This is a genomic window from Nocardioides soli (assembly GCF_014191495.1).
GTDB lineage: Bacteria > Actinomycetota > Actinomycetes > Propionibacteriales > Nocardioidaceae > Nocardioides > Nocardioides soli.
On sequence record NZ_JACHWR010000002.1, the window covers coordinates 289,030 to 313,769 of the forward strand.

20 protein-coding genes are annotated in these 24,740 nt (G+C 70.8%); 14 read left to right on the forward strand and 6 right to left on the reverse strand.

Translation table 11 applies throughout. The annotated features are described in order from the left end of the window. Nucleotides 1–47 precede the first annotated feature (47 nt). On the reverse strand, nucleotides 48–506 hold the full coding sequence (locus FHU40_RS11895) for a MarR family winged helix-turn-helix transcriptional regulator (protein WP_183592545.1): 459 nt from the start codon (nucleotides 504–506) through the stop codon (nucleotides 48–50). A gap of 28 nt (nucleotides 507–534) precedes the next feature. Next, on the reverse strand, nucleotides 535–1,260 hold the full coding sequence (locus FHU40_RS11900) for a cysteine hydrolase family protein (RefSeq protein ID WP_183592546.1): 726 nt from the start codon (nucleotides 1,258–1,260) through the stop codon (nucleotides 535–537). A gap of 276 nt (nucleotides 1,261–1,536) precedes the next feature. Here FHU40_RS11900 and FHU40_RS11905 point away from each other — a divergent pair, with 276 nt between their 5' ends. From FHU40_RS11905 to FHU40_RS11915, 3 genes are all read left to right on the forward strand, one after another. Then, on the forward strand, nucleotides 1,537–2,706 hold the full coding sequence (locus FHU40_RS11905; protein WP_183592547.1) for an ABC transporter substrate-binding protein: 1,170 nt from the start codon (nucleotides 1,537–1,539) through the stop codon (nucleotides 2,704–2,706). Nucleotides 2,707–2,796: 90 nt separating this feature from the next. Next, nucleotides 2,797–4,545 (forward strand): ABC transporter permease, encoded by a 1,749-nt coding sequence (locus FHU40_RS11910; RefSeq protein ID WP_183592548.1) that lies wholly within the window; start codon nucleotides 2,797–2,799, stop codon nucleotides 4,543–4,545. Nucleotides 4,546–4,587: 42 nt separating this feature from the next. Beyond that, nucleotides 4,588–5,691 (forward strand): ABC transporter ATP-binding protein, encoded by a 1,104-nt coding sequence (locus FHU40_RS11915; protein ID WP_183592549.1) that lies wholly within the window; start codon nucleotides 4,588–4,590, stop codon nucleotides 5,689–5,691. A 45-nt stretch (nucleotides 5,692–5,736) separates the two neighbouring features. Here FHU40_RS11915 and FHU40_RS11920 read toward each other — a convergent pair whose 3' ends face one another. Both FHU40_RS11920 and FHU40_RS11925 read right to left on the reverse strand, forming a co-directional pair. Further along, on the reverse strand, nucleotides 5,737–7,029 hold the full coding sequence (locus FHU40_RS11920; RefSeq protein WP_183592550.1) for an MFS transporter: 1,293 nt from the start codon (nucleotides 7,027–7,029) through the stop codon (nucleotides 5,737–5,739). After that, the gene (locus tag FHU40_RS11925; protein WP_183592551.1) at nucleotides 7,026–8,012 is read right to left on the reverse strand and encodes a substrate-binding domain-containing protein; all 987 of its coding nucleotides are present in this window, start codon (nucleotides 8,010–8,012) and stop codon (nucleotides 7,026–7,028) included. The genes FHU40_RS11920 and FHU40_RS11925 overlap by 4 nt, the downstream gene beginning before the upstream one ends. 206 nt (nucleotides 8,013–8,218) lie before the next feature. Here FHU40_RS11925 and FHU40_RS11930 point away from each other — a divergent pair, with 206 nt between their 5' ends. Together FHU40_RS11930 and FHU40_RS11935 are read left to right on the forward strand one after the other, a co-directional pair. Further along, complete coding sequence (locus FHU40_RS11930; protein WP_183592552.1) at nucleotides 8,219–9,022, forward strand: FAD binding domain-containing protein; 804 nt, start codon at nucleotides 8,219–8,221, stop codon at nucleotides 9,020–9,022. Further along, the gene (locus FHU40_RS11935) at nucleotides 9,015–11,861 is read left to right on the forward strand and encodes a molybdopterin-dependent oxidoreductase (protein WP_183592553.1); all 2,847 of its coding nucleotides are present in this window, start codon (nucleotides 9,015–9,017) and stop codon (nucleotides 11,859–11,861) included. Before FHU40_RS11930 ends, FHU40_RS11935 begins: the two co-directional genes overlap by 8 nt. Before the next feature lie 76 nt (nucleotides 11,862–11,937). Here the strand turns inward: FHU40_RS11935 and FHU40_RS11940 are convergent, their stop codons facing one another. Continuing rightward, nucleotides 11,938–12,390: an SRPBCC family protein gene (locus tag FHU40_RS11940; RefSeq protein ID WP_183592554.1), complete on the reverse strand. Its 453-nt coding sequence runs from the start codon at nucleotides 12,388–12,390 to the stop codon at nucleotides 11,938–11,940. Between the two features lie 183 nt (nucleotides 12,391–12,573). Between FHU40_RS11940 and FHU40_RS11945 the strand changes: the two genes are divergently transcribed. Then, nucleotides 12,574–13,209, forward strand: coding sequence for a GntR family transcriptional regulator (locus tag FHU40_RS11945; protein ID WP_183592555.1), 636 nt, complete (start codon nucleotides 12,574–12,576; stop codon nucleotides 13,207–13,209). A gap of 30 nt (nucleotides 13,210–13,239) precedes the next feature. Here the strand turns inward: FHU40_RS11945 and FHU40_RS11950 are convergent, their stop codons facing one another. After that, entirely contained in the window at nucleotides 13,240–14,142 is a 903-nt protein-coding gene (locus FHU40_RS11950) for a GntR family transcriptional regulator (RefSeq protein WP_343057831.1), read from the reverse strand. On the opposite strand from FHU40_RS11950, the gene FHU40_RS11955 reads away from it, so the two are divergent. From FHU40_RS11955 to FHU40_RS11990, 8 genes are all read left to right on the forward strand, one after another. After that, nucleotides 14,081–15,046 carry a zinc-binding dehydrogenase gene (locus FHU40_RS11955; protein ID WP_183592557.1) on the forward strand — a complete coding sequence of 322 codons (966 nt, stop codon included), beginning with the start codon at nucleotides 14,081–14,083 and terminating at the stop codon, nucleotides 15,044–15,046. The two genes, FHU40_RS11950 and FHU40_RS11955, sit on opposite strands and share 62 nt — an antisense overlap. Nucleotides 15,047–15,327: 281 nt before the next feature. Then, nucleotides 15,328–16,818, forward strand: a complete 1,491-nt coding sequence (gene tcuA / locus FHU40_RS11960) for an FAD-dependent tricarballylate dehydrogenase TcuA (protein WP_183592558.1) — start codon at nucleotides 15,328–15,330, stop codon at nucleotides 16,816–16,818. Nucleotides 16,819–16,887: 69 nt separating this feature from the next. Continuing rightward, on the forward strand, nucleotides 16,888–18,276 hold the full coding sequence (locus tag FHU40_RS11965) for a dihydroorotase (RefSeq protein ID WP_183592559.1): 1,389 nt from the start codon (nucleotides 16,888–16,890) through the stop codon (nucleotides 18,274–18,276). Nucleotides 18,277–18,310: 34 nt separating this feature from the next. Further along, nucleotides 18,311–19,936 carry a thiamine pyrophosphate-dependent enzyme gene (locus FHU40_RS29480; protein WP_183592560.1) on the forward strand — a complete coding sequence of 542 codons (1,626 nt, stop codon included), beginning with the start codon at nucleotides 18,311–18,313 and terminating at the stop codon, nucleotides 19,934–19,936. Between the two features lie 11 nt (nucleotides 19,937–19,947). Beyond that, on the forward strand, nucleotides 19,948–21,297 hold the full coding sequence (locus FHU40_RS11975) for an MmgE/PrpD family protein (RefSeq protein ID WP_183592561.1): 1,350 nt from the start codon (nucleotides 19,948–19,950) through the stop codon (nucleotides 21,295–21,297). A gap of 46 nt (nucleotides 21,298–21,343) precedes the next feature. After that, nucleotides 21,344–22,762, forward strand: a complete 1,419-nt coding sequence (locus FHU40_RS11980; protein WP_183592562.1) for an aldehyde dehydrogenase family protein — start codon at nucleotides 21,344–21,346, stop codon at nucleotides 22,760–22,762. Next, a complete protein-coding gene (locus FHU40_RS11985; RefSeq protein ID WP_183592563.1) occupies nucleotides 22,759–23,700 on the forward strand; it encodes an alpha/beta fold hydrolase in 942 nt (313 codons plus the stop codon). The genes FHU40_RS11980 and FHU40_RS11985 overlap by 4 nt, the downstream gene beginning before the upstream one ends. Further along, nucleotides 23,700–24,680, forward strand: coding sequence for an LLM class flavin-dependent oxidoreductase (locus tag FHU40_RS11990; RefSeq protein WP_183592564.1), 981 nt, complete (start codon nucleotides 23,700–23,702; stop codon nucleotides 24,678–24,680). The genes FHU40_RS11985 and FHU40_RS11990 overlap by 1 nt, the downstream gene beginning before the upstream one ends. Nucleotides 24,681–24,740 lie beyond the last annotated feature (60 nt).

Here is a 24,740-nt window from a genome sequence, read left to right on the forward strand (position 1 = left end):
CGATCGCGCCGGCGCCGTCCCGCGAGTGCCGGACGTGAGTCGCCCGGTCAGGCCCGGGGGCGCGGGCCGGCCAGGCGCTGGAGGATCTCGACGGCGTCGAGCAGGCGCTCCAGCTCGCGCTCCTCGAGCTCGCCGACGCGCTGGCGCAGGTAGTCGTTGGACCGCTCCGCGGCGCTCTCCACCAGGCGCAGACCGGTGGGCGTGAGCCGGACCGTCTGGCTGCGTGCGTCGGTGTCGTCCGGGATCCGCTCGACCAGGTCCTTCTCCTCCAGCCGGCCCACGAGCCGGGTGACGGTCGGCTTGCTGACCTGCTCCCGCTCGGCGAGCTCGCTCAGTCGCATCGGGCCCGTGCGGTGCAGCACGGAGAGCGCCGACAGCTGGGAGGGCGTGACCTCGGCGCCGGCGCTCTTCCGCAGCTTGCGCTCGATGCGGACGATGGCGAGCCGGAGCGTGTCCAGCCGCGCGGGAAGAGGCTCGGAGGTCGACACCTCGGACGGTAGCGCCATGCCGACGATGGTAGGGCGGGCGATCGTCTCACGCCTGGGCTCGTGACCCCAGGGTCGTGAGGACGTCGGCCAGCGGACGCACGTCGGCGTACTTCTGATCCATGTCGAACAGGTTGATGGCGTGCGTCGACTCGGTCCGGTCGAACACGCACTCCTCGACCACGGTGACGGCGAACCGGTGCGAGCGGGCATCGACGACCGTCGCGCGCACGCAGCCGCTGGTGGACTCGCCGGCGACGATCAGGGAGTCGACGTCCCACTGCCGCAGCAGCGCGACGAGCGGGGTGCCGAAGAAGGCGCTCGGGGCCGACTTGCGGATGACCACCTCGTCCGGGAGGGGGGCCACCTCGTCCATGATCCGGTAGCCGGCCTCGGCGTCGGCCCGGCTGGTGGCGCCGCCGCGCGGGTTGCGCCAGCCCGGGATCTGAGGATCGCCGGTCACGTGGATGACCGGGAGGCCGAGGCGGCGCGCCTCCCGGAGCAGGTCCTGGATCGGCCCGAGCGCCTCCCAGGCGTTGAGGCCGCAGCTGCTCGGCGTCTCGACGATCGCCTCGAGGAGCGGCAGCGGCCGCTCGCCGAACACTCGGCGGTAGACGTCGATCACCACGACCGCCGGCCGCGGCCCGATCCCGTGCTGGGTCTTGCTCTGGCGGCGGGCTACCTCCTGGTCCTGGGGAGTCAGGAACCGGTCCCAGATCCGGGTATCGGCTGCTCGGGTGTCGTCGGTGCTCTCGTTGGTCGGCGCCGTGCTCATGGCTCTCGCTTCTCCGTTCCGGTGACGACGCCGCCCGAGCACCGCTCTGTGGTCGCCCCGAGAGGCCGCGCAGCGCGGCGAGGGGGCTCGTCCGCAGGCGAGGAACCCGGGTGGCTCGACGTCGAACTCGTGGTTGACAACGTGAACTGTATCACTCAGTATTCCATTGTGTACTAACGTAGACAATCCGCAGTCACGCGGCCGGACGGCCGTCGGTTCCGGGACTGAGTGACTCGCTGCGGGGTGTCCTGACGGGCCTGGGCCCATGGAGGAACCATGTTCACTACGTCGCGGTTCTCCCGACGTCTGAAGGTGTCCAGCGTGATCGCGGGTGCCTGTCTGCTGTCTCTCGTCGCGTCGGCCTGCGGGGCCGGTCCCAACTCCACGGACGCCTCGGGGTCGACGTCGTTCGAGGAGGCCGCGACCAAGACCTCGGACCAGCTGGCCGACATCTACGACCAGCTCGACGGCCTCGGCGAGAGCGAGCGGAAGGCCGAGCTGATCGAGCTGGCGAAGGAGGAGGACGGCCCGATCGTCTGGTACACGGCCGCCGCCGACGACGACACCGCGCCGCTGATCAAGAAGTTCAAGGAGGAGACCGGTATCGACGTCCAGGTCTATCGGGCATCGTCCGCGACGGTCCTCGCCAAGACGATGGAGGAGGCCAAGGCCGGCCGCATCCGCGGTGACGTCCTCAACTTCTCCGGGCTCGACCCGACGATCGCGTCCAACGAGAGCCTGTACGCCGACCTGGAGACGCCGCTGGCCGACCAGATGGTGGAGGGCACGGTCCACGACGACTGGATCGCCGACCAGCTGTACCCGTTCATCGTCGCCTGGAACACCGAGCGCTACCAGGGGAAGTCGCCCGAGACGTTCAAGGACGTGCTGACGGCGTTCGGCGACGGCGAGCTGGCGTTCGAGGCCACCGACTCCAACTGGCTCTTCGGCGTGGTCCAGCTGCTGCAGGAGCAGGAGGGCGTGAGTGAGCAGGAGGCCATCGACATGGTGGCCGACGCCGCGCGCCGCGGCGTTCCGGTGGTCGGCCACACGCTGCTCTCCGAGCTGCTGGCGTCCGGACAGTACGTCGCCGCCGCGACCACCTATCACTACCGGTCGGCACGTCAGGTGGAGGACGGTGCCCCCGTCGCCTGGGAGCCCCAGCCCGGCCCGGTCATCACCACGGTGTCCGGCACCGGCATCGCCGCGACGACGAGTCGGCCCGCCTCGGCCCTGCTGTTCGTCGAGTTCCAGCTGACCGGCGAGCAGGAGTACTGGGTGGAGGCCGGCCGCACCCCCACCAACGAGAACTACCAGGGCGGCATCCTCGGCCAGGGCTTCGACCTCTACATCCTCGACGACGATGCGCTCTACGCCGAGCTCCAGAAGTGGGACGACCTCTACGCCGAGATGATGCAGTCGTCCGGCCGACCCGTGCGGGAGTGACGCGACCAGTTCCCATCGACGGGTCAGGGGTGCCTCGACGGGGCGCCCCTGACCCGGCCGCCAGCCCGTATCGATGAGAAAGCGAAGCTCATGAGCTTGTCCCAATCGGTGAGCGCCCGGCCCGCGGAGCCCGCTCCGTCGCGAGCCCGAGGGCGTCGTACGCGGATCAACCGCGCGCACCTCGCCCTGGCCGTCGTCCTCGTCCTGGTCATCGGTTACCTGGTCGCCAACCCGGTCGTCTACCTGCTGCGGGGCACCTTCCTCGGGCCCGACGGCCTGACGCTGGGCTACCTGGTCGACGCCTTCGGTCAGCCCGGCACGATCCGGATGCTGCGCGACACCGTGGTGTTCGGAGCCGGATCGGCGATCTTCGCGACCCTCATCGGCGCGACGCTGGCGTTCCTGGTCGCGCGCACCGACATCCCGTTCAAGAGCTTCGTCACCGCGGCCTCGCTCGTGCCCCTGATCATCCCGGGCATCCTGCACACGGTGGCCTGGCTGATGCTGGTCAGCCCCAACATCGGCGCGATGAACCCCTACCTGAAGTGGGTCGGCCTCGGCTCGCTCGACATCAGCTCGATGGGCGGGATGATCTTCGTGCAGGGCCTGCACGCCGTCCCGCTGGTCTTCCTGCTGATGCTGCCCGCCTTCAAGGCGATGGACCCCACGCTCGAGGAGGCGGCGGCGATCTCGGGCTCGGGAGTGCTGGAGTCGCTGCGACGGGTCACCCTCCCGATGCTGCGGCCGGCCCTCTGGGCGGCGCTGCTCGTGACGGTCGTCAACTGCATCGAGGGCTTCGAGGTGCCCCTTCTGCTGGGCGCGCCCGAGGGCATCCAGGTGCTGTCGACGAAGATCTGGTTCGAGCTGTCGAAGTTCCCGGCGAACTACGGGGCCGCGGGCTCGTACTCCACCCTGCTCATCCTGCTGACCCTGGTCGGCAGCTATCTCTACACGCGCCTGTCGAAGAGCGGCCGCAAGTACCAGACGGTGACCGGCAAGGGGTACCGCCCGCGCACCATCTCCCTGGGTCCGTGGAAGTGGCTCGGGGGCGCGTTCGTCGCGGTGTACTTCTTCCTGGCCGTGGTCGCTCCCACCGCGATCCTGCTCTGGGTCTCGACGCAGCCGTACTTCCGGCGCCCGCGCGTCGAGCACCTGGCCGACTTCAGCCTGGACCACTACCGGCGGATCTTCGAGAACCCCGTCGTCCCGCGAGCGCTCTTCAACTCCCTGTGGCTCAGTGGTGCGGCCGCGACGATCGTGATGCTCCTGATGGCCGTGGCCGCGTGGGTCGTGATCCGGACCCGGCTCCCGGGCCGCTGGGCCCTCGACGGGTTGGCGTTCGTGCCGCTCGCTCTGCCCGGCGTCGTGCTCGGTGTGGCCCTGATCTTCGTCTACCTGCGCTCGCCGATCCCGGTCTACGGGACGATCTGGATCCTGCTGCTGGCCTACATCACGCTCTACATCCCCTACGGCATGCGCTACGCGTCGAGCGCGATGTACCAGATCGGCGGGGAGCTGGAGGAGGCCTCGGCGATCTCGGGCGCCGGCCTGTTCGAGACGCTGCGCCGGATCGACCTGCCGCTGCTAGCACCGGGACTGCTCGGGGGATGGATCTTCATCGTCGTCTCCGCGATGAGGCAGCTCTCGACGTCGCTCCTGGTCTACTCGCCGGGCAACGAGGTGCTCCCGGTGGTGATCTGGGCGCAGTACTCCGACGGGCAGTTCGGGGCGCTGGCCGCCATCGGCACCTTGATGATCGCGGTCCTGGTCACGCTGGTGATGCTGCTGCTGCTCGTCGGGCGGCGCTCCCGCCGGGGGATCAGCCTCGACGCCATGTGACCGGACCCCACCCAGACCGTGTGACAACGAAGGAAGAAGACCATGCTTGAGATCACTGGGCTGACGAAGGTGTACGCCTCGAAGCAGAAGCAGCGGTTCGGCCGGGAGCGTGCCGTCGACAGGGTCAGCCTGACCGTCGGCCAGGGCGAGTTCTTCACGCTGCTGGGGCCGTCCGGCTGCGGGAAGACCACGATGCTGCGCAGCGTCGGCGGCCTCGAGTCGCCGACCGAGGGGACCATCGTCGTCGACGACCGGACGCTGTTCTGCTCCGACCAGGGCGTGGACGTGCCCGCCAACAAGCGGCACCTGGGCATGGTCTTCCAGTCCTACGCCATCTGGCCGCACATGTCCGTGTTCCAGAACGTCGCCTACCCGCTGATCTCGGGACGTCGCAAGACGCCCGCCGCCGAGGTCAAGGAGCGGGTCGGGGAGACGCTGGAGATCATGGGGCTGGGCGATCTGGCCAGCCGCGGCGCGACCGACCTCTCCGGCGGCCAGCAGCAGCGACTCGCGCTGGCCCGGGCCCTCGTCTACCGGCCGCCGCTGCTGCTGCTGGACGAGCCGCTGTCGAACCTGGACGCCAAGCTGCGGGAGAGCATGCGCAAGGAGCTGATCCGGCTGCAGCGCGAGCTCGGGCTCACGGTCCTCTACGTGACGCACGACCAGGACGAGGCCCTGGCGATGTCCAGCGTCGTCGCGGTCATGAGCGAGGGTCGCGTGGAGCAGCTCGGCACGCCCCGGGAGATCTACGAGAAGCCGACGAACTGGTTCGTCGCGGACTTCATCGGCTCCGCCAACTTCATGGAAGGCGGCATCGTCGGCCGGGGCGAGGCGGCCGACGAGGTCGTGGTCGAGACGCCGCTGGGCCGGCTGGCGGCGACCGGGAACGGCGTCGACGCGGCGTCCGACGCGAAGGTCAACGTCATGGTGCGGCCGGAGCGGATCCGGGTCTCGCTGGAAGCCGGGAGCGCCGGTCAGCAGGGTGTGGTCCGCAACGCGGTCTACCAGGGCGACGTCATCGACTACGACATCGAGGTCCGTGGCGCGCTGCTGCGGATCAAGAGCGGCCCCGACCTGTACGTCACCCCCGGCACGGAGGTGGCGGTGCGGGTGACGGACCAGCGCTGCGTCCTCGTGGGGGACTGACCCGGCCCGTCCGGATCCCGCATCGGTGGCTCCGCGACCGCCGCCTCAGGTGTCCGACGCCGCGGCCCGTACGCGACCCTGGTCCCGGAACCCGGCCAGCCGCCGGCCCGTCCAGATCGTGGCGGCCCCGAGCAGCACGCCCGCCACGGGGAACGCGGCCGCCAGGCCGATCGTGACGGAGAGGGCACCGAAGACCAGCGGCTGGACGACCTGGGCGGACCGGTTGGCGAGCATCCGCAGGCCGACGGCCGTGCCGCGGTTGGTCGTCTCGCGGCCGGCGAGGAGCTGGACGGTGATCGGCGGGTTCGCTCCCAGGCCGACGCCGATCATCAGCGCGGCGGCCACCAGGAAGGCCGGGCTGGTGGTGATCGGGGTGACGGCGATCCCGAGCACCGCCATCCAGGTGCTCCAGATCAGCGGCCGGACGACGCCGAACCGGCGGACCAGCCCGCCGAGCACCATCCGGACGGCCAGGGACGAGACGCCGATGCAGGAGAGCAGCACGCCGATCAGCGCGATGCCGACCCCGTGCCCCTCGAGGTAGAGGGGGTAGAAGGAGGTGCGCAACGACTGGACGAAGATGTTGACGAAGCTCGAGGCCATCACGCCGATGACGACGGCGTTGGAGAGCGATCCGCGCAACGCGGTGAGCATGCCGACCTTCCGCGTCGCGTCGTGGTCGGCCGGCGGGCGGGGCTCGACCTCGCGCAGGCTGGCCGGCACCAGGAAGCCCGCGGCGGCCGCGGTGAGGATCATGACGAAGCAGACGACGTTGAGCAGCTGGAACCCGATCGCGGCGTACAGCCACGCGACCGCGACCGGGCCGGCGGCCAGGCCGACGCCCCAGGAGAGCGAGAAGAGCGAGAGCTGGCGCTCGGCGTGCCGGCCGTCGCCGACCCGCGTGATCATCTCCTGCAGCACCAGCCAGACCCACATCTGGAACAGGCCCTGGACGAACATCAGCGCCGCCATCGCGAGGACCGAGGTGGTGACCACGAAGCCGCCGATGGTGATGGCGAGCCCGACCATCGACACGATCAGCACCCGTCGGGAGTCGAACCGGTCGAGCAGGTAGCCGCTGGGCACCGCCAGCACGAGCCCGGCGACCGAGGAGCCGGCGACGGCGATGCCGATGACGAGGTCGGAGGCGCCGAGATCCCCCATCCGCAGGGGGTAGAAGAGCCGGACCGACTGTGGCGCCAGCCAGTAGATCAGCGTGCCGAAGGAGACCCAGGCCCACCGCGACCGCAGCCCGGCGGAGTCGAGCAGCCGGCCCGCCAGGCCCGGTGCCGTCACGGCGCCTCGGGGTCGCCGGTCCGCATCGGTGGTCTCGCTCACCGGCGCACGTAGCGCGGCGGCTCTTGCATCGTGGTCGGGTGGAAGATCTCCTCGAGCGTGAGCGGCTCCGGCAGGATGCCCTGCTCGACCGAGTAGCGGATCAGCGTCTCGACCGCCGTCCGGGACCCTTCCGCGTCGTAGCCGAACGGATCCTCCCCCATCAGCGCCACCTGCTGCTCGTAGGCGTCCTGCGCCCAGGCCAGGCAGATCTTGCGGGGGTCCTTGATGGCGTCCAGCGCCAGGTCCTTGGAGGCGCGGAACGCGCGCAGCACCTCGTAGGGCAGCCAGGCGTTCTGGTCGACGATGTCGCGGCGCACGGCCACCGTGTGCATGACCGGGAAGATCCCGGTGTTGGTGAAGTACTCCACCTCGGCGGCGCGCGCGTCGGTGAAGAGCCGACGCAGGCCGCCCGGTGTGCCCAGTACGGCGGGGGTCTCGGGATAGATCAGGGCGTCGATCTCGCCCCGGCAGGCCAGGTCGACGATCGAGGTTCCCGGGGCGACCTGGTGGATGCGGTACGCCGCGGGCAGGTTCTCCATGCCCGCGGTGTCGGCGTCCTGGATGACCCACTCCACGCTGCCCAGGTCCAGTCCGTAGTGGTCCTGGAGGATGCCCCGGGTCCACACGCCGGCGGAGTTCGTCCAGGTGCGCAGGCCGATCCGCTTGCCGTTGAGCTCGCTCGGCGCCGCGATCGGGGAGCCCTCGGGCACGAAGACGAACGAGTGCCGGAAGCGGCGGTGCGGGAAGGCCGGGACGGCCACGAACTCACCGGGCTGCCGGGCCTGGATCGACAGGAGGGCCCCGAAGGACACCTCGGACACGTCGAACTCTCGCCGCCGGAACATCCGCCAGTGCCGCTCCGGGGAGGAGAACGTCAGGGCGCGGGTCTCGACGCCCTGGATGCCGACCGCACCGGTGAGCAGCCCCCGGTTCAGGTCCGAGTCGCCCAGCGCGAGGCTCAGGCTCAGCAGTGACTTTCCCATGGCAGAGCTCACTCCTTGCTTCCTTCTCGCTCACTCCCTGCCGGTCCCGGTGGCTCCCCGGGCCCGTCCGGGCAGATGATTGTCCTGGCTAACTAACGCCGTCGAGGCAGAATGTACACGATGGGATACAGGGCGTCGCCGACCGATGATTCGGCGGCCGACCTTGGTGTACGCTCGCATACATTCATGTCTGATCGACCCGCGAGGTGATTCCGCTGCTCCCGACGTTCCGACTCTCGCGGCCGGCCACGCTCCCCGAGGCCTTCGACCTGCTCGCCGACGACGGCATCGCCTACGTCGGCGGCACCGAGCTCGTGGCCGCCATGCAGCTGGGGCTGGTCTCGCCGGCCCACCTCGTGGACCTGAAGCGGATCCCCGCGCTCGGCGGGATCCGGCTCGAGGGAGAGGTGCTGGTCATCGGTTCTGCGGTCCGGCATGTCGAGGTTGCGGACTCCGAGCTCGTACGTCGCTCGGCCCCGATCCTCGCTCGGGCCTGCGCGGAGCTGGGCAACGCCCGCGTGCGCGCGACGGGCACCGTCGGCGGCAATCTGTGCTTCGCCGACCCGCGCTCCGACGTGGCCACCGCCCTCTTCGCGCTCGGTGCGCGGGTGCGGCTCCGCTCCGCCGACGGCGAGCGGGTGCTGCCGATCGACGAGTTCGTCCTCGGTGCGATGGACGTGGACCTCGACGAGGGAGAGCTGCTCGACTCGGTGCTCGTCCCGGTGACCGTCGCGCCCCAGGTCTACCTGCGGCACCAGCCGACCGAGTACCCCACGATCGCGGTTGCGTTGGTCTCCGACCCGGAGGGCCTGCGGGTCACGGTCGGCGCGGTCGGGGAGATCCCGCAGCGCTTCGCCGCCCCGTCGCTCGACGAGCTGGACGTCGAGGCGATCCTCCCCGAGCTGGAGGTCATCGAGGACCTCAACGGCTCGGAGTCCTACAAGCGCCACCTGGTGGGTGTGTTCGTCCGTCGCGCCGCTGCCGAGCTGAAGGAGTCGAACGATGCCTGAGGAGACCTACGACGAGACGGTCGTCTCCACGACCGTCAACGGCCGCCGGATCAAGAAGCGCGTCGAGAACCGCCTGACGCTGGCCGAGTTCCTCCGCGAGAAGGAGGGCCTGCGCGGCACCAAGGTGAGCTGCGAGTCCCAGGTCTGCGGTGCGTGCACCGTGCTGGTCGACGACCGCCCGGTCAGCTCCTGCACGGTCCTGGCCGTCGAGGCGGACGAGGCCGAGGTGACCACGATCGAGGGCCTGGAGACCGAGGCGGGGCTGGACCCGGTCCAGGCGGCGTTCGCGGACTGCACGGCGCTGCAGTGCGGCTACTGCACCCCCGGCTTCATCATGTCGACGAAGGCGCTCCTGGCCACGAACCCGAGCCCGACCCGGGAGGAGATCGAGCACGAGCTCGAGGGCAACCTGTGTCGCTGCACCGGGTACCTGCCCATCATCGAGGCCGTCGAGCAGGCCGCCGCGCGGCTGGCCGGGACCTACGACCCGGACGCCGCGCACCGCCCGTACGCCGGCCACCTCAAGGAGGACGGCGAGCCGTTCCGCTACGTCGGGCGGTCGATCGAGCGGGTGGATGCCGGGGTGAAGGTGACCGGCCGGGCACGCTACGCCATCGACACGCCGTTCCCCGACACGACGCACGCCGTCGCGGTGCGCTCCGACCGGGCCCACGCGACGATCCTCGGCATCGACGTGAAGGTTGCCCTCGACGTGCCCGGCGTCGTGGCCGTCGTCACCGCCGAGGACCTCGACGGCCTCTATCCGCGCTTCGGGCACATGGTCCCCGACCACGCCATCATCGCCGCGGGGAAGGTGCGCTACTACGGCGAGCCGGTCGCCCTCGTGGTGGCCGAGACCCGCCACATCGCTCGCGACGCGGCCCGGCTGGTGGAGGTCCGCTACGAGGACCTGCCGGCCGCGATGGACGCCGAGGCGGCTCTCGCGCCCGCGGCCCCGGTCATCCACGAGGACGCCTACAGCGGCGAGGCGGTGAACCAGGTCGCGATCACGCGCACCGAGGACGAGCCCAACGTCGCCAACACGATGCACCTCGGCTGGGGCGACGTCGATGCCGCCTTCGCGGAGGCCGACCTCGTCGTCGAGACCGAGACGTTCCATCCCGCGCTCTACGCCTATGCGATGGAGCCCTACAACTCCAGCGCCCGGTTCGCCGACGGCTATCTGGAGGTCACGAGCACGGCCCAGCATCCGTTCATGGTGATCAAGGACCTCGCGCGCGTCTTCGACCTCCCGCACAGCAAGGTCCGCGTCTCGGTGCCCTACATCGGCGGTGGCTACGGATCGAAGTCCTACACCAAGATCGAGCCGCTGACCGCGGTCGCCGCCTGGGTGACGCAGCGTGCGGTGAAGCTCGACCTCAGCATCGAGGAGTCGATCTACACGACCCGCGCCGACGCGGCGCGGACCAGGGTGCGCAGCGCCTTCCGGAAGGACGGCAGGCTGCTCGCCCGCGACGTCGACATCGTCATGGACACCGGCGCCTACGTCGACAACAGCGCGACGGTGCTCTCCAAGGCCGTCGCGCGCTGCTTCGGTCCGTACTCGATCCCGAGCCTGCGGGTCCGTGGGCGGCTCGTCTACACCAACACGGTGCCGGCGTCGTCGTACCGGGCGCTCGGGGCCTTCCAGGTCAACCTGGCCGCGGAGACCAACATGGACCAGGCGGCCGAGCAGCTCGGGATCGACGCCGCGGACCTGCGTCGGATCAACCTGGTGCCCCGCGGTGAGCGCTTCATCGAGGGCAAGCGGCCGATGGACACCGACCTGGTCGACGACTTCGACCAGATGATGGCGCGGGTGCGCGTCGAGCCGCGCGAGGGGGTGCTGCAGGCCGTCGGCTTCGGCGTGGGCGCCAACGAAGGCGGTGCGTACCCGACCTCCACGGCCCAGGTGAAGATGTCGCCCGACGGCTCGGCGCTGGTCCTGAGCGGCTCGACGGAGATGGGTCAGGGCAGTCGCTCGATCCTCACCCAGATCGCCGCCGAGGAGCTCGGGCTCGACATCGCGAAGGTCCGGGTCTTCCAGTCCGACTCCGCCGGGACCTCCTTCGAGCGGACCACCGGCGGCAGCCGGACCACCACGATGACCGGCCTGTCGGTCCAGCGCGCCTGTCGCGACATCGTCCAGCAGCTGCTCGCCATGGCGGCCACCGTCTGGGAGTGTCCGGTCGACGACGTGCGGCACGTCGGCGACCGCATCGTCCACGCCGACGGCCGCAGCGAGGAGTTCGGCCCCCTGATCAAGAAGTGGTACGGCGGTGGCGGCGGCGAGATCACCGGACGCGGCACGGTGCGGCGTGAGGGCGAGCTGCAGGTGCAGCCGTCCTTCTGGGAGATCGGGATGGTCGCCGTCGCGGTGGACATCGACCCCGAGACCGGCGTGACCAAGGTCGACCAGCTCGTCACCATGGCCGACGTCGGCTTCGCCATCAACCCGATGGGGGTCGAGGGCCAGGACGTCGGCGCGGCACTCCAAGGCATCGGCGGCGGGCTGAGCGAGGAGCTCGTCTACGAGGGCGCCCAGCTGCGCAATCCGAACCTCGTCGAGTACCGGGTGCCGCACATCGGCGATGCTCCCCGTCGCTGGGACTCCGTGATCGTCGAGCGCCGCGACGGCACCGGGCCCTACGGTGCGAAGGGCGGTGGCGAGGGCGCCCGGATCCCCATGGGCGGTGCGATCGCCTCGGCGGTCGCGCGGGCGACCGGGGTCTGGCCCACGGAGCTGCCACTCACGCCGGAGCGGGTGTGGCGCCTGATCCAGGAGGGCGAGGCGGCCCGGGCGGAGGCGGCCGGCGGCTCCGCTCCCGAGGCGGACTGACCGCACCCGGCCGGTCCGGCCCGACGGCGCATGGGAGAGCCCCCGACCGGACTCCGGTCGGGGGCTCTCCCCCTCCCTAGGCGGCGTCCTTGCCCAGGTTCGTGAAGAACTCCTGGACGATCTTGTCGCCCTTCCTGCGGATGGTGCTCGAGCCGAGCGTGGCCGCCGACCCGCTGATGCCGTACCGGCCCGCGACGGTGACGCCGGTGGCGCTCTCGCCCGGGCTCATCGTCACCGTGGCGTCGATGACGATCCGGGACCCGACCTGCCGGTCCTCGCCCTCGGCGTGGACGACGATCCGTTGGCCCTCGGTCTTCTCGGTCACGCGGATGTCGAGATCCGCCTTGAGCTTGAACATGCCCACCTTGTCCTGCATGACCGCCCGGTAGTGCGCCAGCTCCTCGACCGTCGTGGCGTCGTGCAGCACGCTGATCCAGCCGACCAGCCGCGGCACATCGGTGATGAGCGACCACACCTCGTCGGGAGTGCCGTTCACCTGGACGGTCTGCTCGAAGTCGAACTCGGCCATGGGTCCATCTCCTGTCGTCGGGTGCCGTCGACTCGCGCCCCTTCGGGGCGGCCGGCGTGGCTCGGGAGTAAAGTATGCGATGGTATGCAGTCATGCAACCGGCCTCCATCCGCACGGCCGTCGCGACGCCCGCGGGCTCGCGGCGGAGGCGGAGCGAGGCTCACCGGGTCGGAGGCGCCGAAGATGTCGTGGTCGATCTACGAGGCTCTGCGCGACGAGATCGTCGGTGGGGAGATCCCCGCCGGGAGCGCGCTGCGGGAGCGGGCGCTCGCGGACCGGTTCGGCACCAGCCGGACGCCGATCCGCGAGGCCCTGCGCCGACTGGAGCAGGACGGCTGGGCCGAGCGCGGTCCGCGCGAGATGCGGGTGCGCCTGGTGAGGCCGGAGGAGCTCCTCGAGATCTACGAGGTCCGGATCGCGCTCGAGGCGGCCGCGGGCCGAGCCGCCGCCGAGCGGCGTACGGAGTTCGACCTGCTGCGTCTCCAGCGGCTGCACGAGGCGATGGTCACCTCGGACGTCGGCGACTCGATCCGACTCGCGGAGCTGAACCTGAGGTTCCACGAGTACGTCTGGAGTGCGAGCCACAACCCGTCGCTGGACCGGATGCTGCGGCAGCTCAACGCCCGCCTGCGGCCCTATCGCGGCGCCACGCTCGCCCACGGCGGCGATCAGTGGCGGGTGGTGCTCGCCGACCACGACGGCATCCTGGCGGCGATCCGCCGCGGTCGGAGCGGGGAGGCGGCCACCCTGGCGGAGCGGCACATGGCAGGCGTGCGGAACAAGCGCCTGCAGATCTACGCCGAGCGTGCCGACATCTGAGGCGGGGCCGGCGGGGGCCGGCCGGTGGGGCTAGACCGTGTCGTCGCTCATCTCGGCGTACATCAGCAGTCGGACGTTGCGCGCCGCGGTCATGTGCGCCTCGGCGATCTCGGCGGCGCGGTCGGCGTCGCCCTCCCGGATGGCGTCGAGGAGCGCGGCGTGCTCCTCGAGCGCCGTCTTCCAACGGTCGCCGTGGGTCAGCGTGGTGCCGCGATAGCGCAGGAGGTAGGAGTTCAACCGGGTCAGCACGTCGATGAGGGTCGAGTTGTGGCTGGTGGCCCAGAGCATCTCGTGGAACCGCCGGTTGATCGCCTCCATGGTCTGCGCGTCGCCGGGCTCGGTCTTGACCATGTTCTCGTGCAGCTGCTCCAGGCGTGCGACGTCGAGCGGCGTGCGCCGGGTCGCGGCGGCGCGGGCGGCGGCGGTCTCGAGGAGGATGCGGACCTCGTAGATCTCCAGGATCTCGTTGGGACTGCGCTCGCGCACCCGCATGCCGCGCGCGGCGCGCTCCACCAGGCCGTCCTGCTCCAGGCGGCGCAGGGCCTCGCGGACGGGGGTCCGGCTGATCCCGAAGTCCTCGGCGAGTGCGATCTCGGTGAGGCGCTCACCGGGCGGGATGTCGCCGCTCACGATCCTCTGGCGCAGTTGCTCATAGACACCAGCGGCCATGGGCACCCCTTTCCGTCCGCCGGGCTCCGCGCTCGGCGGAGGTGGCCACGTCGTCGAGACGTCTCGACGCACCCTATCCGGCGCGAGACACCTCTGATGTATCACGTGTGTCCGAGAATATCCGACCGATTGCTTTCGTGCACCGTCGCATGCTCTAGCATGCAAAAGGATCGACAGCAGCGGAGTCGGGAGGAGTGGCAGCGTGTGGGCGTACCGCGTCGTCGCCCCCGGCCGGCTCGCGGAGGAGGTGGCGGACGAGCCCATGGAGGCCTCGGTCGGCGAGGGTGAGGTCGTGCTCCGGATGCTCGCCGGCGGGATCTGCGGCAGCGACCTCCCGAAGTTCGCGGGGACCAAGGACCTCGGGGCCGGCGAGTACGGCGAGAACCTCCCCGGCCGCCTGGGTGCGCCGCTCCACGAGGTCGTGGGCGTGGTCGAGATCACGCGCCATCCGGAGCTGCGGGTCGGCGACCGGGTCGTCGGCTGGGCGAGCCGCTCGGACGGCCTGGCGGAGCGGGTGATCAGCGATGGTGACCGGCTCCGGCCCTATCGACCGTCGCTGGCACCCGGCGACGCGGTGGTGATCCAGTCCCTGGCCTGCGTCATCGAGGCCCTGGGGCGGGTGCCGATCGCGGGTCGTGACGTCGCGATCATCGGCCTGGGGCCGATCGGGCTGCTCTTCGCCCACGTGGCGCGTGCCCGGGGTGCGCGCCACGTCGTCGGCGTCGACCTCGTCGATCGCGCCGACGCGCGGGTCCCGTTCGGTCTCGACGAATGCGTCCACGCGGACAGCGGGGCCTGGGCCGAGTCCGCGGCCGACCGCCCGCCGGACCTGGTCGTCGAGGCGGTCGGGCACCAGACGGCGACGGTGGACCATGCCCTCCGGGCGGTCGCCGTCGGCGGCACCGTGCTGTGCTTCGGCATCCCCGACCAGGACGTCTACCCCGTGGACGTCGAACGGCTGATGCGCAAGAGCCTGACCCTGATCGGCGGGGTCACCCGCTTCCACGCCCGGGCACTCACGTCGGCCGACGACTATCTCCACGAGCACGCGGCGCTCCCGTCCGCCCTGGTCACCCACCGCTTCGGGCGCGCCGACCTCCAGCGGGCCTACGAGACGGCGGCCCGGCCGGCCAGCGGCCGGCTCAAGGTCGTGCTCGACCTGTCCTGAGCGGCGTGGGCCCGGCCGGCGGTGCGGGCACGGGTGCCGCGGTCCGGAGGGTCCGCTGCGGATGCCTGCTCGGACCCGGGCCCGAGCGGTCGCCGCGTCCTCGCCTCGGGCCGGTGCCCCGGCCCGAGGAGTCGCCGACACATCGGGGCGGTCGTCGATTGCGGACCGATGTATGCTCTTGTATCCAGAGCGGAATCTAGCTATCTTGTCTGCCGGAACGGATCGGTCTCGGCCCTCGCGCTTCCCGAGCTGTCACGGCTGTCCCAGAAGGGTTTTGATGCATGAACGAGAAGTACGACGTCGTCGTCGTCGGGGCCGGCAACGCCGCCCTCTGCGCGGCGCTCTCGGCGCACGACCACGGTGCGCGGGTCCTTGTTCTTGAGGTCGCGCCCGAGCGAGAGCGTGGCGGCAACACGGCGTTCACCGCCGGTGCGATGCGAGTCGCGTACCGCGGCGTGGAGGACATCCTCGAGCTGTGCCCCGACCTCACCCCGGAGCAGATCGAGACCACCAACTTCGGCACCTACGACGCCGACCAGTTCTACGACGACCTCTGCCGGGTCACGGAGTACCGGACCGACCCCGAGCTCGCCGACATCATCGTGCGCAACTCGTTCGAGACCCTCAAGTGGATGCGCACCAAGGGGGTCAAGTTCAACCCGATCTACGGGCGCCAGGCCTTCAAGATCGACGGCAAGTTCAAGTTCTGGGGCGGCCTGACCATCGAGACCTGGGGCGGCGGCCCCGGCCTGGTCGACTCCCTCTCCGCCGCCGCGGCCGCCGCCGGCATCGAGATCCGGTACGAGACCCGGGCGATCGAGCTGCTGGAGCGCGACGGCACCGTCGTCGGCGTGAAGGTGCGCAAGGGTGGCGTCGTCAGCGAGGTCGAGGCCAGCGCCGTGATCCTCGGCGCGGGCGGCTTCGAGGCGAACCCGGAGTGGCGCACCCGCTACCTCGGCCAGGGCTACGACCTCGCCAAGGTGCGCGGCTCGCGCTTCAACATGGGCGACGGCATCAAGATGGCGCTGGACCTCGGGGCGCTCCCGTGGGGTCATTGGTCCGGGGCCCACGCGGTCGGCTGGGAGCTCAACGCGCCGCCGTTCGGCGACCTCGCCGTCGGCGACGGGTTCCAGAAGCACAGCTACCCGTTCGGCATCATGGTCAACGCCAACGGTGAGCGGTTCGTCGACGAGGGTGCCGACTTCCGCAACTACACCTACGCGAAGTACGGCCACAAGATCCTGGCCCAGCCGCAGCAGTTCGCCTGGCAGATCTTCGACCAGAAGGTGATCCACCTGCTCCGTGACGAGTACCGCATCAAGCAGGTCACCAAGGTCGCCGCGAACACCCTCGAGGAGCTGGCCGCGAAGCTCGAGGGCGTCAACGCCGAGAACCTGCTGAAGACCCTCCGCAAGTACAACGATGCCGTCGCCACCGACGTCCCGTTCAACCCCAACGTGAAGGACGGGCGTCGTACGGTCGGGCTGGACATCGACAAGACCAACTGGGCCAACACCCTCGACGAGGGCCCGTTCGAGGCCTACGCGATCACCTGCGGCGTCACCTTCACCTTCGGTGGCCTGCGGATCACCCCCGAGGCAGAGGTCGTCTCGACCAGCGGTGAGCCGATCCCCGGCCTGTTCGCCTGCGGCGAGCTGGTCGGCGGCATCTTCTACTTCAACTACCCGGGCGGCTCCGGCCTGACGAACGGCTCGGTCTTCGGGCGGATCGCCGGCGCCTCGGCCGGGGACTTCGTCAAGCAGCACGCCTGACCCGGCGTCCTTCCTGTCCCTCCGGTCCGTACGTGAGCGGGCCATCTTCCAACCTAGGAGAGCATCACCGTGGTAGCTAATGAGTACGACCTGGTCCTGAAGTCGTCGGTCATCCTCACCCCCGAGGGCCGCGTGAACGGCCAGATCGCCGTCAAGGACGAGAGGATCGTCGCGATCCTGGGCGCCGACGAGCCGGTGGCCGCGACCAAGGTGATCGACGCGGGCGACAAGCCGGTGATCCCCGGCCTGATCGACACCCACGCCCACTTCCGTGACCCGGGCTACACCCACAAGGAGGACTACTACCACGGCACGATCGCCGCTGCCGCCGGTGGCGTGACCACGGTCTTCGACATGCCGAACGTCGACCCGCCGACCACGACCGCCGACCGGCTGAAGGCGCACCTCGAGAACGCCCAGTCGAAGGCCGTCGTCGACTTCGGCCACAACGCCTCCGGCGTCGTCCCCGAGAACATCAAGGCGCTCGCCGACGCGGGCGCGACGGCGTTCAAGGTCTGGATGATGAAGGACATCGGCCGCGACTACCCGCACCCTCCGGGCACCTCGCTGACCAACGACGCGGTCCTCTACCGCGTGTTCGAGGAGGTCGCCGAGACCGGCCTGCCGCTCTACATCCACCCGCACAACCACGACCTCTACGAGCTGTTCGTCCAGCGGTCGCAGCAGCAGTGGGGCATGGACTTCCGCTCCTATGCGCGCGCCCTGCGCGGCGGCCGCGGCGTGGTCCTGAACACCGCGATCGCCACCATCCTGGAGATGCAGCGCTCGGTGGGCACCAAGCTCCACGTGCTGCACCTGTCGACCGAGGCCGGCATCAAGATGGTCGCCGAGGCCAAGGCGGAGGGCCGCGACGTCACCGCCGAGGCCAACCCGTTCGCGATGTTCGTGACCAACGACTGGGACAAGATCGAGCGCCACGGTCCCTTCACGCTGGGCTTCTGGGTGCCCGAGGAGGACAACCCCTACATGTGGAAGGCCGTCCAGGACGGCACGATCGACGTCGTCGGCTCCGACCACGGCCCACACACGCGTGAGGAGAAGGAGGTCGGCTGGACGGACATGTACACCGCTCCGGGCGGCAGCCCGATGATCGAGCAGTACCTGCGACTGCTGCTCACCGAGGTCAACAGCGGACGCCTCACGCTCGAGCGCGTCGTCGAGCTGTGCTGCTACAGCCCGGCGAAGCTGACCGGCTACTACGGCCGGAAGGGCGCCATCGTTCCCGGCGCCGACGCCGACCTCGTGGTCCTCGACATGGACCACGAGGAGGTGCTGCACGCCGAGCACTCGCACTACATGTGCGGGTGGATGTCGGCCGAGGACCTGCCCTCGAAGGGCCGCCCGCAGATGACGGTCCTGCGCGGCCGGGTGATCATGGAGGACGGCAACGTCACGGCCGAGAAGGGCTCCGGCCGGCTGCTGCGTCCCCAGCGCTGATCGTCTCCCACCTCCTCAGAAAGGAACTGCTCCCGTGACTGAGCCGACGCCCGCATCCGGGCCGGTATCGACCGCCGACGTCGTGGCGCTGGGCCTCGCGGCCTCGGGCGTCAAGCAGATCTTCGCCTACCCGGGCGACCCGATCATCGAGCTGATGGAGCGGGCCCGGGTCCACGAGATCGACGTGGTCCTCGCCCGGCGCGAGGGCACCGCCGCCTTCATGGCCGAGGGCCTCGCGCAGGCGACGGGCCGAGTCGGCGTCTGCCTGTCGACCCTCGGGCCCGGCTCGAGCGCGCTGGTCAACGGTGTCGCCGCCGCCACGGTCGACCGGGTGCCGATGCTGGCGCTGTCCGGCCAGATCGAGTCGTCACGGGAGCAGTTCTTCACCCACCAGGTGATCGACCACAAGCTCATGTTCTCGCCCATCACCAAGTGGGCGGGCCGCATCGAGCCCGGGTCGGCGGCCACCACCCTCCGCAAGGCGCTCGCCACCGCCACGGCCGAGCGGCCGGGCGCCGTACACCTGACGATCGCGGGCGACGTGAGCGCGCAGCCGGCCACGGACGCCGACTTCGTGCCGCCGCCCGTGGACGCAGTGGTGCGGACCTTCGGGGTCCGTGGCGGCGACGACCCGGTGCGGACCGTCGAGGCCGCCCGCCGGCCCGTCATCCTCGCCGGGATCGGTGCCGCCCGGGCCGGCGCGACGGACGCGCTGGTGGCGTTCACCGAGCGGGCGAGCATCCCCGTCGTGGTCGCCCCGATGGCCAAGGGCGTCTTCCCCGAGGACCACGACCTCTTCGCGGGCGTCCTCGACATGGCCTGCAACCAGGTGCTCTGGCAGCTGCTGGGCGACGCCGACCTGATCGTCACCGCCGGGTTCGACGCGGTCGAGCTGATCAAGCCGTGGTCGCTGAGCACCCCGGTGCTGCACGTCGACTCGCTGAGCAACTCCGACCAGATCTACCAGGCCGCGACCGAGTGCGTCGGCGACATCGCCGCGATCTACTCCTGGTTCGCCGAGGAGTGGCGCGGCGAGCCCCGCTGGTCGGCGGCCGAGGTCGCGGCCCACCGCACGACGCTGCGCGAGTCGTACTACGCGGGACGCGTCTCCGGCCGGATGAACCCGACGGACGTCGTCGACGTCGTCCGGAGCTCCTTCCCGCGAGGCACCATCGCCAGCACCGACGTGGGATCGCACAAGCTCCTGGTCGGGCAGGGCTGGACGACGTACGCCCCGCGGGAGCTGCTGATGACCAACGGCCTGTCGTCGATGGGCTTCGGGCTCCCGGCCGCGATCGCGGCGCAGTACGCCTTCCCGGACCGGCAGGTCGTCGCGATGGTCGGTGACGGCGGGTTCGCGATGACCGCGACCGAGCTCCGGCTCGCGGCGGCGCTCGGGCTCGGGCTCGTGGTCGTCGTCTTCGTCGACGGCAGCCTCAACCGCATCGAGCTCAAGCAGATGGTGAAGGACTACCCGAGCACCGCGACCCGCATCGAGGACACCGACCTGGTGCAGCTGGCGTCCTCGATGGCGTGCGACGGCGTGCGCGCCGACTCGGTGCCGGAGCTGGAGAAGGTGCTCGCCGACGCCCGCGACCTCAGCCGGCCGCTGGTCGTCGAGGCGCGGATCGACCCGAGCCAGTACGAGTCGCAGTTCTGAGAGGAGGCAGCGTGATCGTCCACGACTTCGCGGAGTTCGCGGTCGCTCGCCGTGCCCGTGCGCTCCCGCCCGAGGTGATGCACGGCGCGAAGCGGGCCCTGGTCGACTGGTTCGGCGCCACCGTGGCCGGCAGCGCCACCGAGGCCGGGCGGCGGATCCGGGCCGGGCTCGACTTCGGGACCACCGGCGGGACCGCCCGCCTGGTCCCCGACGGCGCGTGGACCGACCCGCGCACCGCGGCGCTGGTGAACGGCACCGCCTCCCACGTGGTGGAGATGGACGACATCTTCCGGGACGGGATCTACCACCCCGGCTCGCCGACGGTCGCGGCTGCGCTCGCGACCGCCGAGCACGTCAACGCCTCCGGTGAGGCGCTGCTGCGGGCGATCGCGATCGGCTACGAGATCTCCTGCCGGACCGCCGCCGCCATCCAGCCGGCGCACTACGCCTACTGGCACACGACCGGCACGGTCGGCACCCTGGGTGCCGCGGCCGCCACCGCCGAGCTGCTCGGCCTGGACGCCGACCGCTTCGCGCACGCGCTGGCCAACGCCACCACCACGGCGGCCGGTCTCCAGCAGGCCTTCCGCTCCGAGGCGATGGGCAAGCCGCTGCACGCCGGCCACGCCGCCGACGCCGGCATGGTCGCGGCCTTCGCGGCGCGCGAGGGCTTCACCGGCGCATGGGACATCCTCGAGGGGCCGGCCGGGTTCGGCGCGGCGATGTCGGACCAGCCCGACTGGCAGGCGGCCGTCGCCGCCCTGGGCACCACCTGGGCCGTCACCCAGCAGACGGTGAAGAACCACTCCTGTTGCGGGCACACCTTCGCGGCGGTCGACGCCGCCCTCGAGCTGCGCGCGGCCGGGGTGCGCGCCGACCAGATCGACCGGGTGCTCGTGGAGACCTACCGCACGGCTCTCGAGGTCGCCGGCAACGACAAGCCGACGACCGAGTTCGAGGCGAAGTTCAGCCTCGCCTACACGGTCGCCGCCGCGTTCGAGGTCGGCTCGGTCCGGCTGGCGTCCTTCACCCCGCGCTGGCTGGAGGACGAGGGCCTGCGCGAACTCGTCGGCCGGGTCGACGCCGCGGTCTCGGAGGACTTCGACCGGCTGTTCCCTCAGCAGCGGGCCGCCCGCGTGCGGGTCACCCTCAAGGACGGGACCAGCGAGGAGCGGGTGCGCCACACCCGGCACGGCGACCCCGACGACCCGCTCACCGACGCCGAGCTCGACGACAAGTTCACGGAGCTGGTCGCCCACGTGCTGGGCGCCGAGGCCGCGACCGCCCTCGGCAGGACCCTCTGGTCGATCGAGGCGGCGGCCGACGTGGGCCCGGCACTGCAGGGAGCTGCCCCACGGTGACGAGGCGGCGACCGGACCAGATGTGGCAACGACGAAGGACGGGCAGATGAGACAGGCACGGCTGCTGATCGACGGAGCATGGGTCGACGGCGCGTCGACCAGCGAGCTCCGCGACAAGTACGACGGCTCGGTGGTCGCCGAGGTGCACGAGGCCGACCGGGAGCAGGTCGAGAGGGCCCTGGCCGCCGTCGCCGAGGCACAGGCGACGGTCGACTTCCCCCACTACCGGCGCTACGAGGTGCTGACCCGGGCGGCCGCGCTGCTGCAGCAGCGCGGCGACGTGGTCGCCGCGATCGTCGACGACACGGGCTTCACGGTGGCCGACGCGGAGCGCGAGGTCGGCCGCGCCGTGCAGACGCTGACGATCTCCGGCGAGGAGGCCAAGCGCATCCACGGTGAGATGGTCCCGCTCCACGGCGCCCCGGGCGCCGACGGCCGGTTGGCCTTCACGGTGCGGCACCCCGTCGGCGTGGTCGCCGCCATCACGCCGTTCAACTCGCCCCTGAACACCGTCGCGCACAAGGTCGCGCCGGCGCTCGCTGCCGGCAACGGCGTGGTGCTCAAGCCCGCGGCGTACACGCCGCTGAGCGCCGGCATCCTCGTCGAGGTGCTGTTGGAGGCGGGGCTCCCGCCCGAGCTGCTGGCGGTCCTCAACGGCAGCGGCTCCACGGTGGGCGAGTGGCTGCTGCAGAGCCCGGTGCCGGCGTTCTACGCCTTCACCGGCAGCACCGAGGTCGGCCGGCATATCCGCGCCGCCGTGGGGCTGCGCAAGACGCAGCTGGAGCTCGGCAGCCTGGCGAGCACCATCGTCTGCGCCGACGCCGACCTCGACCGCGCGGCCACGGCCTGCGTGGGTGCGGCCTTCCGGAAGGCCGGCCAGGTCTGCACCTCGATCCAGCGGCTGTACGTCGAGCGCGGCGCCCTCGACGACTTCGCGGGCAGGCTGGCCGCCGAGCTCGGGGGTCGCGTCGTCGGCGATCCGCGTCAGCAGGGTGGCTTCGTCGGCCCCGTCATCAGTGCCAGGGACGCGGACCGCATCGAGTCCTGGATCCAGCAGGCGCAGCAGAAGGGCGCCGACGTGGTCGCCGGCGGCACCCGCGACGGACAGGTGATCGCGCCGACCGTCCTCGCGAACGTCGACCCCGCCGACGACGTGTTCTCCCAGGAGGTGTTCGGCCCGGTGGTCAACCTGGTGCCCTTCGACGACTTCGATACGACGCTCGACGACGTCAACGACACGCCGTACGGCCTCGCCGCGGGGATCTTCACCCGTGACATCGGGCGGGCGCTGCAGGCCGCCGAAACTCTTCGGATGGGCTCGGTCCACATCAACGAGACGTCGAGCAGTCGAGTCGACCTGATGCCCTACGGCGGCGTGAAGGAGAGCGGCGCGGGAGTCGAAGGACCCCGCTACGCGATCGAGGAGATGACCGAGCAGCGACTCGTGACGATGGGACGACCGTGAAGACCGAGAGCATCGAGTTCTACAGCGGCCCCGACCGGGTCCGCGCCATCTGGCGGACCCCGGAGGGCCCCGGCCCGTTCCGGGCGATCGTGCAGGGCCCGGGCTGGCTCGGCCTGAAGGACGCCAAGGACTACCTCCGCTACCACGAGGGCTTCACCGACGCCGGCTTCGGCGTCCTCTCGATCGACTACCGCGGCTTCGGCGACTCCGAGGGGGAGCGGGGGATCGTGAACCCGACCCACCAGCTCGAGGACCTCATCAACGCGGTCACCTACCTGACCACGCGTGAGGACGTCGTGGTCGGGGCGATCGGCGCGTTCGCGACGGGCGGCACCGGCGGCGGCAACGTCGTGATGCTGGCGGCGTACGACGAGCGGGTCCGCGCCGTCGTCAGCCAGTTCCCGGTCGCCGACGGTGCGGACTGGCTGCACCGCATGCGCAACGAGTGGGACTGGGTCGAGTACAAGAAGATGCTCGAGGAGGACCGGCGACAGCGCGTGCTCACCGGTCAGAGCCGGATGATCCACCCGCGCAACGAGATCATGGTGCAGACGCCGGAGCGGCTCGGCTCGGACTTCAAGAGCGACGTCGACAAGAAGATCCAGATGTCGGTGCCGGCGTCGATGGTCGACCCGCTGCTCCGCTACCGCCCGATCGACGCCGCCCGCGGACTCGAGACCCCGCTCATGGTGGTCACCGTCCAGGACGACGCGACCACCCCGACCGACCATGCCACCGCGATCTTCGAGGCGGCCGCCGGCCCGAAGCGGCTGCTGGTGCAGCGCGACACCGGCCACTACACGGCCTACGCCAAGTACGCCGACGTCGTGATCCCCGAGATCGTGAGCTGGCTCGACGCCTACGTCCGGCCGCTCGGCGGCGTCATCGTCAAGGACGAGAGCACCGCCTCGTCCCCGTTCAGGAACCTAGGAGAGTAATGCGCACCGGACTTCTGCTCCCTCACTTCGGCGAGCACGCCGACCCCGAGAAGATCGTCAAGGGGTCCCAGCTCGCGGAGCGGCTCGGCTTCGACTCCGTCTGGGTCCGCGACCACCTGCTCTTCGAGCCGCACGGCGAGTTCGAGAACCCCGACACCACCTTCTACGAGGCGCTGACGACGCTGACGGCGATCGGCGCCTCCACGAGCAGGCTGACCCTGGGCACGGGTGCGCTGATCCCGTTCCGCCACCCGCTGGTGCTGGCGCAGCAGGTCGCCACCATGGTGAAGCTCTTCGGGCCGCGGGTCATCCTCGGCATGGGGTCGGGCAACTTCGACCACGAGTTCGAGGCGGTCGGCCTCGGCGGCGTTCCGCGCCCCGAGCTGGTGATCGACAACTTCAAGATCCTGCGCGAGATGTGGGAGAAGGACGGCGTCGGCTGGGACGAGGCGCCCTTCTCCTTCGCCGACGCCTCGCAGTCGCCCAAGCCCGGAGCCGATGCCGTTCCCCTGTGGTACTGCGGCACGACCCCGAAGTCGGCGCGCCTCGCCGCCGAGTTCGGCAACGGCTTCCTGCCGGGCCGGATCGGCATCGACACACTGCGCAAGCGCATCGCGCTGCTGCGCGAGCAGGCCGAGCTGCACCAGCGGCCGATGTCGACGGTCGGCATCATCCCGACGACGTCGGTGGCCGCCTCGCGCGAGAAGGCCCTGGCCCGGATCAACGTGCCCGGCCTGCTGCAGTGGGCCAACAACGCGCCGTTCTGGGTCAAGCCCGCGTCCGGCCGGTTCGAGACCGTCGAGGACCTGGCCGGCGTGCTGATCTACGGCACGCCCGACGACATCGTCGAGCAGGCACTGGAGCTCAAGGAGGCCGGCCTCGACCACCTGGCCTTCGACTTCAGGCTGTCCTTCCCGGAGTGGGAGGAGCAGATGCAGATGCTCGGCGAGGAGGTCCTGCCGCGTCTCGCCGACGCCTGAGCGCACGCCTGAGCAAAGCAGACAGCCGGAGTGGACAAGGGCGTCCACTCCGGCTGTCTG

What these genes read in the sequence shown, in the direction of transcription:
- tcuA (WP_183592558.1), top strand. Translation starts at nt 15,328, where the DNA reads ATGAACGAGAAGTACGACGTCGTCGTCGTCGGGGCCGGCAACGCCGCC.
- FHU40_RS11905 (WP_183592547.1), top strand. Translation starts at nt 1,537, where the DNA reads ATGTTCACTACGTCGCGGTTCTCCCGACGTCTGAAGGTGTCCAGCGTG.
- FHU40_RS11940 (WP_183592554.1), bottom strand. Translation starts at nt 12,390, where the DNA reads ATGGCCGAGTTCGACTTCGAGCAGACCGTCCAGGTGAACGGCACTCCC.
- FHU40_RS11945 (WP_183592555.1), top strand. Translation starts at nt 12,574, where the DNA reads ATGTCGTGGTCGATCTACGAGGCTCTGCGCGACGAGATCGTCGGTGGG.
- FHU40_RS11925 (WP_183592551.1), bottom strand. Translation starts at nt 8,012, where the DNA reads ATGGGAAAGTCACTGCTGAGCCTGAGCCTCGCGCTGGGCGACTCGGAC.
- FHU40_RS11935 (WP_183592553.1), top strand. Translation starts at nt 9,015, where the DNA reads ATGCCTGAGGAGACCTACGACGAGACGGTCGTCTCCACGACCGTCAAC.
- FHU40_RS11990 (WP_183592564.1), top strand. Translation starts at nt 23,700, where the DNA reads ATGCGCACCGGACTTCTGCTCCCTCACTTCGGCGAGCACGCCGACCCC.
- FHU40_RS11900 (WP_183592546.1), bottom strand. Translation starts at nt 1,260, where the DNA reads ATGAGCACGGCGCCGACCAACGAGAGCACCGACGACACCCGAGCAGCC.
- FHU40_RS11895 (WP_183592545.1), bottom strand. Translation starts at nt 506, where the DNA reads ATGGCGCTACCGTCCGAGGTGTCGACCTCCGAGCCTCTTCCCGCGCGG.
- FHU40_RS11910 (WP_183592548.1), top strand. Translation starts at nt 2,797, where the DNA reads ATGAGCTTGTCCCAATCGGTGAGCGCCCGGCCCGCGGAGCCCGCTCCG.
- FHU40_RS11950 (WP_343057831.1), bottom strand. Translation starts at nt 14,142, where the DNA reads ATGGGCTCGTCCGCCACCTCCTCCGCGAGCCGGCCGGGGGCGACGACG.
- FHU40_RS11980 (WP_183592562.1), top strand. Translation starts at nt 21,344, where the DNA reads ATGAGACAGGCACGGCTGCTGATCGACGGAGCATGGGTCGACGGCGCG.
- FHU40_RS11915 (WP_183592549.1), top strand. Translation starts at nt 4,588, where the DNA reads ATGCTTGAGATCACTGGGCTGACGAAGGTGTACGCCTCGAAGCAGAAG.